This window comes from uncultured Amnibacterium sp. (genome assembly GCF_964244015.1).
GTDB lineage: Bacteria > Actinomycetota > Actinomycetes > Actinomycetales > Microbacteriaceae > Amnibacterium.
In genome coordinates this window covers 1-9,148 of sequence record NZ_CAXTHO010000032.1, presented here as the reverse complement: position 1 = coordinate 9,148, position 9,148 = coordinate 1, and the positions used below count along the sequence as shown (strand labels likewise).

At 68.4% G+C, this 9,148-nt stretch carries 6 protein-coding genes and 1 tRNA gene; 1 reads left to right on the top strand and 6 read right to left on the bottom strand.

The window, feature by feature from the left end; translation table 11 throughout:
• The 5 genes from ACFE67_RS05695 to ACFE67_RS05675 form a co-directional block, all read right to left on the bottom strand.
• The coding region (locus tag ACFE67_RS05695) for a VWA domain-containing protein (protein ID WP_375405917.1) at window positions 1–328 on the bottom strand (328 nt) is incomplete at its 3' end.
• 179 nt (window positions 329–507) lie between these two features.
• Window positions 508–1,476, bottom strand: coding sequence for a PASTA domain-containing protein (locus ACFE67_RS05690; protein ID WP_375405903.1), 969 nt, complete (start codon window positions 1,474–1,476; stop codon window positions 508–510).
• A 464-nt stretch (window positions 1,477–1,940) separates the two neighbouring features.
• Window positions 1,941–3,623 carry a hypothetical protein gene (locus ACFE67_RS05685; RefSeq protein WP_375405902.1) on the bottom strand — a complete coding sequence of 561 codons (1,683 nt, stop codon included), beginning with the start codon at window positions 3,621–3,623 and terminating at the stop codon, window positions 1,941–1,943.
• On the bottom strand, window positions 3,620–4,096 hold the full coding sequence (locus ACFE67_RS05680) for a hypothetical protein (protein WP_375405901.1): 477 nt from the start codon (window positions 4,094–4,096) through the stop codon (window positions 3,620–3,622). Before ACFE67_RS05680 ends, ACFE67_RS05685 begins: the two co-directional genes overlap by 4 nt.
• Window positions 4,097–4,789 (bottom strand): hypothetical protein, encoded by a 693-nt coding sequence (locus ACFE67_RS05675; protein ID WP_375405900.1) that lies wholly within the window; start codon window positions 4,787–4,789, stop codon window positions 4,097–4,099.
• A 410-nt stretch (window positions 4,790–5,199) separates the two neighbouring features.
• Between ACFE67_RS05675 and ACFE67_RS05670 the strand changes: the two genes are divergently transcribed.
• Window positions 5,200–5,285 (top strand) — tRNA-Ser (locus ACFE67_RS05670).
• A 2,158-nt stretch (window positions 5,286–7,443) separates the two neighbouring features.
• Here the strand turns inward: ACFE67_RS05670 and ACFE67_RS05665 are convergent.
• Window positions 7,444–8,670, bottom strand: coding sequence for a tyrosine-type recombinase/integrase (locus ACFE67_RS05665; RefSeq protein ID WP_375405899.1), 1,227 nt, complete (start codon window positions 8,668–8,670; stop codon window positions 7,444–7,446).
• Window positions 8,671–9,148 lie beyond the last annotated feature (478 nt).

Genomic DNA, 9,148 nt, shown 5'->3' with positions numbered 1-9,148 from the left:
GATCGCAGTTGTTGATCCCGTCGGTGACGAGCAGGATCGTCGCGCCGCTGTAGCCCTCGCTCTTCAGCGACGCCGTCGCCGCCTGCAACGCGGTGCCGATGGGAGTGCCGCCCGACTGCGTCTGCAGCGCGTCGACCTTCGCGATCGCCTCGCCGGTGTCGCCCCCCGCTCCGGGCGCGGACAGCTGCGAGCCCGCGCTGCACCTCTCTGCACCCGGGAAGGTCCAGACGCCCGTGTCCGTGCTGCTGCCGCCCGCGCGCAAGGCCCGATCCACCGCATTCTTCGCGCTCTGCAGCTTCAGACGCCCCGCGCCGTCCGTGTCGTCCATCGACCCAGACACGTCGAGGACGACCAGCACCGGCGCGTCCTCGGGCGTCGCCGCCGTCGCGGTGGCGTGCGCAGGCGTCAAGGGACGCGCCGGGGACGCGGTCGCGCCGAGCGGCCCGGAGATCGTCGCCATCGCGACGAGCATCGCGACGACCTCGATGCGGAGCATCTGCATCCCGATCACTGCGCCGGGAGTTGACTCATCGCGGTGACGCCGCCCACGAGCCGCACGTCGGCGAGCGCCGCTTCGACGCTCGTGGATCCCGTCGTCCAGACCTCGACGGTGAGCCGTAGCGCGTCTTGCGTGTCCAGGTCGAGCGCCACCGGGCTCCCCCACTGCACCGTGCGGTCGAACGCGATCCGCCGGTCGACGAGCACCCGGACGTGCACAGACGAGCTCTGGTCCGCGTCGTCCCCGATACCGAGCGATCCGGTGATCCTGTCGGCCGCCTTCCGAAGCAGCCAGGACGTCGACCGCGGGTCCGTCGACGAGCCGGCGCCGCACTCGAGCCCGGAGGTGACGGTGTCACCGCCGACCACGAGCTCGTCGTTCGTGGAGCAGCCGCCGTCGACGCTGCGCAGGGTCGCGAGGTAGCGGGAGGTGGGCGCCCCGTTCACCGTGAGGGTCACCGCCGCCGGCAGCGTCCTGCCCGCCGCCGGCTCGACCGCAAGCACGGCGCCCGCCTTCTGCGTGGCGTCGTAACCCTCGGTCTGTTGGACCCGGGTCCCGAGCGCCTCGAGCTGCGTCGTCGCGACGTCCGCGTCCGTGCCGATCACGGCGGGCACGACGGCGCCGTCCGAGACGGTGAGCACGATCGAGGCCGGCGCAGCGGTGCCGAAAGTCGGCCGCTGGTCGGCGACCGTGCCCGGATCGGCGGCGGCCACCCGGTGCTGCACATGGACCGCGGTGGCGGGGATACCTGCGTCGGCGAGCACCTGCTCGGCGTCATCGACGCTCAGCCCGCGGACCTCCGGCATCGACACCGAGTCCTGGCCGATGTAGGTGGGCACCCGGACAACCGTCGCCTCGGGGACGGGGTGGGCCGAGGCCTCCGTCCTCGTCGCGAGGATCCAGCCGCCGGCCACCCCCGCCGCTGAGAAGGCGAGTGCGACCAGCGCGGCGATCCCACCGACGCGCAGGCCGGTCATCCACCGCGAGGATCGCAATGCGCTCGCTCCGTCCGACACCGGTCAGCTGAACCAGGTCTGGAGGTCGTACACGGAGGCCTCCTCGAGCGTGGGCGGACTAGACCGATCAGGCGGAGCCGCCCAGCGGTGAGTGTAGGGACGGGTTTGTCATGCCCACAATCCCGGAAACCCCGGGCACGTCCATGGGGACGGCGATGCCCTGATCGCAATGATGTGCTCGCCGACCGAGCCCCGAGCGAGCGGCCGGTTCAAGCCCGAGCGGCCGAGGATCCGAGCTGCAGGAGGTGGGTGCCGGTCGGATCGGGAGCCACGATCGCCGGAGCCCTGGGCGATTGTCCGCGCGACGACCGCGCGGATCCCGTTCAGGAGCTATTCGCGGCCCTTTGCCGGCCGATGAACTGTCCCCCGCGCCAAACGTCAACTACTCCGTGAAGTTAATCCAGGCCATGAAGCGCTGATCGGCGTCAGGGGGTCCAGCCCGAGGTGGGTTGCTTGAAGGTCATCGCTGCCTTCGACATCGTGAGCGCGGACCCGCTCGGGCCGGTGCAGGTCATCTGCTCCGCGCCCGAAGAGTCGCGGCCGGAGGTGCAGGTGACGCCACGCACCGAGATCTTCGAGTTGAGTGGCAGCACCTTGCCGGCGTTGAGGCTGGTGGTGTCGTTGTTCGCGCAGGTGTTGTAGAAGCCGCCTCCCGGGTAGCTCGCGATCATCGCTCCGGGGAGGCGGACCGACTCGAACTGCGCGCACGTCTCGCCGTAGGTGTCCGGCAGGTTCGTCGGCGCCGACCATGTGAACGATCGCGCGAGGCAGCCCCATGGGCTCGAGTCCTCGCCCTGACTGATGACGCACTGCAGATTGCCGCTCGGCGAGTCGAACCGGTACTGGTAGTAGGGACCCTCGCTGTACGCGAGGTAGTCGGCCAGCTTCACGCTCGTGATCGGCTTGACGACCTGGTTGATCCTGACGACGCCCGTCTTGTTGCCGGTCAGCTCGTCCGCGATGAGCACGAACGCATTCATGATCACGCTCGGGATCATGGCGAGCAGCTGTACGACCGCTCCCGCGACGGGGATGAGGCCGGCGCAGGAGATCAACGCCTGACCGACAAGTCCCCTGGTCTCCGGATCCGACTCCGACTTCGCCGGCGCGATCGCGTCCCGGAAGCAGCTCACGAGACCCACGAGCCGGGTCGCGTTCTCCAACTGCTTCGACGGGTACGCCTCCTCGAGCACCGACTCGAACACCGCAGCCGCGTACAGGGTCATCGATGTGATGAAGTCGTTCGTGGCCGAGACGGAGGTCAACGGCTTCGCGTTGTCGAACGAGTATGTCAACGTCTCGCCTCCGAGGATCTCCGACGACTTTGTGCCCTGGAAGGCCCGAAGCACGGCCCGGACGGCGGCGTCGCTCGGCTGGGTGGTGACCTGCTCAACCCCGGTGAACCCCGACGGGCTCGGCGTGACGTGGACGGGCACGCCCTTCGTCGAGTGCAACGCGACCTGGACCTTGCCGTTCTTGGCGCTCAGGCACGGCACGAGCCCGGCAGCCGGCGTCGCGCTGTAGACGGCGCCGTCGAGGGTCGCCCTACTGTCGCACTGCTCAGGCGCCGGGTACACGGCTTTGAACGTCAGCGACGCGGTGGTCGAGATGTCGCTCAGGAAGCTGCCGACGGCCATGAAGACGGGATCGAAGATCGACAGGTGCGGCGTGTTCACGGTCACCGTGCCCGCCTTCGCGTCGTACCTGCCGGCCAGCACGGTGACCTTCGACGACCCCTCCGAGCGCGCGAGCACGCCCAAGGACGCGGTGCCGGCGGGCACCTTGCTCTTGTCGATCGTGAACGTGAGCGTGATCGGCGTCTTCGGCTGCAACTTCGTGCCGAGCGTCAGCTTGACCGTCGACCCGACCGATTGAACGTATTTCGAGCGCAGTAATGGCGCGAGCGCGGTCTTCTCCCGCGTCAGTACGACCCGGGTGCTCACGGCGGCGACCTTCGCGCCTCCCGCGACGGTCACGTCGTCGAGCTTCGCCTCGAAGCCGCTGCTGCCGACCTGCGTGGTCGCGGTGTCGCCCTTCGACGCCGTGCACGCCGTCAGGCCGGACAGCACCAGGAGAGTGGCGGCGATGACCGCGGCAAGGCGCCTCATTGCTGCGCCCAGTAGTTCTCCGGCTGGTGCGGGGTGAACACGAAAACCGAGTTCGTAAAGGTGCCGCCGTTCATCGGCGCGCACGACTGCCGGGCGACGGCGACGTTCGGTTCGAGCGGTTGCGTTTCCGGTTTCGCGCCCGTGCAGCCCTGGTCGCCGAGCGGCCCGTCGCTGCCGATGAACCACAAGTTGATGAATCCGGTGTCCCCCTGGGTCTCGCCCGTGTAGGTGACCGTCCAGTCCGCCTGCTCCGAACCGTCGGCGCGTGCCGTGAAGGAGTTCACGACCACCGAGTAGTCGCCGATCTGGCGCATCGTGCCCAACGCGACCGGTTCGTCCTTCGTCGCGCCGGAGGGGGTAGGGATGGGCTTCGGCGACGCGGCCGGGTCGTCCTTGACCTTCTCGGCGAGGGCGAGAGACTGCTTGGCGATGTCGGGCAGCTGGGCGGTGACGTCCGCGTTGTTCGCCGTCACTCACACGGTCGCCCCGTTGAGGTCGGTAGCGATGACGCCGTGCGCCTCCGGCTTGGTGCTGCCGGTGTACTCGAGCGCAGCCTTGCCGATGCCGGACAGCTTCGTGAAGGTCATCGACCCGTCCTGCGTCAGTGTGTCCTGCAGCTGCTGGTACTCACCGCTCAACCGCACGCTGTTCAGCGAGTAGGACACCGCGACCTCTCGCCAGTAGGGCACGCCGGGCTTGTTCCGCAGCGCCAGGTAGTCCTCGGACCACGTGCAGAGGCCGCGCGGGCCACTCCCCTCGTCGAGCTTCGGGACAAGAGAGAGCGTGGACGACGAGGAGATGCCATGTCCCAGCGCTTTGTTCAGCTTCGGCTCGACGTCGAGCTTCGAGCAGAAGACGGTGTTCACCTGCGTGTTGTCCGCGTCCGAAAGGCCGAGGAAGACGGCTGGCGTGTTGATGCGGTCGAAGCACCGGCCGCCCGTGAGCAGCACCCTCTGCTTCGTCGAGTCGGTGACCGTCTTCTTCTTGCCCACGCCGAGATCGCCGGGCTTGCAGCTGGCCTGTTCAGCCTGCTGCTGCACGGACTTCACAGCATCGGCCGGCGATCCGGTGCCCGTGCAGGCGCTGAGCGCGAGGCCGACGGTCAGGGCGGCGCCGAGCCCGAGCAGGGCCCAACGCAGATGGCGGGCGGAACGGAAGTTGGGCACTCGAGCTCCTGTGGTCGACGCCTGCTCCGCGGTGGTGCGGTGGCGCCGCTGCACTGTACGAACGGGATTCCGCAGCGCGCAAGCCGGGGTTTCCCCGGCATCCGGCCGTCGCCATGGTCAGACCATAAGGATGGAGCGACAACCTCGGCCCAGACTGTCCGTCCTTCGGAGCCCCTGGTAGCGACGCCGCCATGACGACGACGGTTGAGCTGCGCTTCCTCAGTTCGTCATGCTCGCAGCCACGTTCCTGAGCTAGCCGCGGGAGCAGGGACGCACGACCGGGCTGCAAACCGGTTATGGCAGGTAGCGAGGCTCGAGTCCTCGGCCTGGTACCACTCGATGCGCTGGGCGAACGGCCACCCGTGCGGCTGCATGCCTCACTAATCCGGTCCGACTCCGGGGCGCGCCTCGGAAGCGCCAGCCGATAGATGGCGACGGCAGCCGTCTCGAAAACGGCTTGGGGCAACCCGAGTGAGTTCGACCCTCACCGCTTCCGCTGGAGGATTGGTCGGGCGGTACGCCGGAACCCGAGCATGCGGCCGTGGGTCGAGCTGCCCGAGTCGGAGCGCGAGAAGGACCGGTCGACGGTGCGCACGACCGCGACCCTCCTTCGCGCCCTCGGCTTCACGATGGAGCTCGCGCGGCGACCCGAGGAATCACACCGGTTAACTACCTCGATGACATCGCGATGCAGATCGAACTCCAGGCGGGCGCCGATCACGGCGCCGACCGCGAGCTCCTCCGGCTCTACGCGCTGATCGCGCTCGTGAAAGGCGGGACGTGACCCGTTCCGACGTCCACGACGCCTGGGCGGTCTGGAGGAGCAGCGTCGAGACCGACGACCCGGACATCGTCCCGTTCGACCGCTTGGACTCGGCGACCCGGGCGAAGGACCTGCCCTACTTGCAGATCATCCGCGACGTAGCGTCTCGATTCCCACCGCGCACAGCCCACGCCGCGCATGCCGACCCTGGGAGGGAAGTCCGCGTGACACGACGTTTGGTGAGCCCGGCCGATCGTCGCCTGGTGAAGGGGTGCACTGATCCGTGGAGTGAGCCCGCCGCCAGCGTGACGACGTGTCCAGCACCCCCATCGCATCGAGGTCCTCGGTCCGGCGCCTGCGCCAGATCCTCGTCGGTGTCGACGACTGATCCGCGTCTCCTCACGCTGAAGGAACAGGGCTGACGACTGCCCGACCTCACTCTGCAAGACGCGTGGCACTGATCAGCTCTCTGTCGACGCTGACAGCGATCACATGCGACCCCTCCCTGGGGGCGCTGACCCGGAGGCAAGCAGGGACCGCTCAGCGCATCTCAGCTGCTCTGCGCGCCCCGAGGGCCGCGCTGGCGTTGAACCCCGACCTGTGCGCCCAGCGTCAACATCCGCCACTCGAACTCAGCGTCTCGGTCGTCGGGCTCGCCACGATGACCGGGTTCCCCTTCCCGACCGGCTTGCATCAAGTGATCCGCGGGTTCTCGCCGCTCCAGACCGCGCTTTGCCTGCTCCCGGTCGCAGTCGCCACGATCGTCCTGGCCCCAATCGCCGGACGCCTCACTGCAAAGCGTGGTCCCCGCACCCCGCTCGTAACTGCCGGGGCGGGCTTCATCACCGGGTCCGTCCTCCTGCTCCTCACGACCCCGACCGGTCCGCCACCACTGCTGCTCCTGGCACCTCTGCTTCGGAATCGGGTTCGGCACGGTCAACGCACCGATCACGACCGTTGTCGTGGCAGGACTCCCACGATCGCGGGTCGGCGTCGCCTCCGCCCTTTCCAGGACCGCCCGGCAGGTGGGGCAGGTCGTTGGCGTCGTAGTCTTCGGCGCAGTCGCGACGATCGACGCCGACGGGTCTGTTCAGCATGGCCTCACAACCAGCGCCCCGACCGCCTGGGCGTTCACCGGCGTCGGAAGAGTGCTGATCACACTGCTCGCGATCGCGGCGACCACCCGAACCGCTCGAGCGAGATCACCAGAGAGCCCTGTCCAGTAACGAGTCAAGCTGCGGCAGGACGCCCTTGAACCCGACCTTGCGCGCGTGCTTCGCATCGGTTCGAGTCGCGATCCACGTCTCGTTCACGCGCGAATACACGCCGCAATACACACGCGATCCGCGCGCATCGCATGCAGGTCAATATGAGGAACCGCACGAAAAGCACGTCCCGACGCCACAAGCACTGCGTCACCCGCGTGAATCACGCAGGAATCCTGCGTCTCGGTCGTGAATTTGTCGCATTCACGGTCCTAAGGGCACCGCTCTATAGGTACGAAACGTGAGCAGACAGCCGGAAGGGAGAGGTCGATGGTCGCCGTGACTGGTGCCGTGCGGGAGCGACTGACGCCCGCCGACAGAAGACGCGACCTGGCGCCGGGGCCTATGGTGTCGCCGACTCGGCGGCACCGTCGGTGGGCGGAAACTCCGGTGGTGCCAAGTTGGCACCACCGCGGGATGCGCTCGCAGCAGTTCCTACAAGCCGGGCCTGTCGCGTCCGCGCCGGTTCGTTGCGGACGCGAGATGGCCGACGTGACGACGATCAGGCACATAGGTACCGAGCTCGGGCCGACGGTGTTCAATGTCCGCACCGCCGACTCGATTGCTGCGCTCGTCGGACAAATCTCCTTTAGGCCTGTGAGCCGTGATTTGAAGGGCGGACGTCGCTACTTCCGCGCGGTCAGGCGGTCTGCTGACGGCCTCGCGCGAGGCGCGAACGCTTCGAGGTACTCCGCCGGCGCCGTGTCCGGCGCCGCGATGAGCGGCTCTATGTAGTGCGCCTTCGTAATCTCGGCGGAACTGTGGCCGAGAAACGTCGCAGCGGTCTCGGCACTCGACGCGCGGGCGATCGCAGTGGCACCGGTCCGACGGAAGCTGTGCGGCGTGATGTCGAGGTCGCCGAGCCCGGCGGCGGCGAGCACGCGGCGCAAGGTGCGGCGGGCGTTGTGCGGCGAGAGCGGTGTACCGCAGCGGGTGACGAACAGCAGGTGCTCGTCCGGCTCGTCGACGAGGGCGTCGAGCCGCCGCCGGAGGACCTCGGCCGTCCAACTCGGTACGGCGATCATCCGACTCGACGAGCCGGTCTTCGGGTGGTCCTGCCGCGCGACCGGGCGCCCCCTGAGGACGACGATCGTGCCGCTGACGCTGATGCGCATGGGTACGACCGAGTCGTCGATGTCGCACTTCCGCAGCGCGAGCGCTTCGCCGATGCGCTGCCCGGAACCGAGCAGTACCTCGATCAGATCGCGCACGAGGCCGTCCGGCCTCGGGCCATGGACGGGCTCAGTGCTCCGCCAATCACGGATCGCGGTGCGCACGGCGTCGACCTGCGTAGGCGTGAGAGCACGAGGCGTCGCAGGCGGCTTTCGCAAGCGGGAGCAGCCCACGACCGGATTCCGGGTGATCGCGTCGAGGCGCAGCGCGAAGTTGAACATCAAATTCAGGACCACGCGGGCGTGCTTCGCCCGCGCATAGGAGCGCGCCGCCTGCTGCTTGAGGAACTGGTCCACCCGACCCGTGCTGATCTCGCGGAGACGCAGCTCGCCGAACGTCGGCAGGACGAGGCTCTCAAGAGACCGCTCGTACCGATCCCGCGTTCCGTCGGAGAGGTCAGGTCGGATGCGCACGTCGGCCAACCACGCCTCACCGAGGCTGGCGAAGGAGCTGTCCGCGTGCAGACCGTCGGACAGCCCCGCGTGCGCCGGCCGGCGGCCGACCTTGACCCGCAGGGCCGCCTGTGCGGCGCTGCGACTGGTGCCGCTGGCGGTCACCTTCCGGATGCCCCCATCCCAGTCCCGGTGTCGCGCCTCGGCTCGGTAGCTGCCCGCCGCCGATCTGGTGACGTTGATCTCGCCGTATGCGCCGATCTCGAGCCGGCTGCGACCGCCGCTCATCGCCCGGCGGACCGTTCAGCCGCGGGACCGGTCTGTGCTCGGCGCTCTGCCTGGTCGGCTTCGAGGCGTTCGAGCCACGCCTGCACCTCAGAGACGCGATGCGCAGCTCCTTGCCGACGCGGAAGCCCCTGGGCTCACCTCCTGCATGACGGAGGTCGTGGATGGTCTGGACCGGCACACCGAGGTGCGCGGCCAGCTGAGAGGTGGGTGAGCACCGGCTCGAGGCTGGTGTGTTGCAGTTCTTCGTCCATGGAGGACAGGTGCACAAGCCGCGCCAAGCGCAACCGAGGGTGCGTCGACCGCGAAACCGCGAGGAACTGCTTCCCGCCTGAAGTGGCGAGTGAACAGCCGAGTTTTCGCCGAGCCCATCAGGTCCCCGATCCTTGTCGGGATCGAGAAGAAGAACCTGATCAGCGTTTTGTTGTACACCCCCCGGGACTTGAACCCGGAACCCACTGATTAAGAGTCAGTTGCTCTG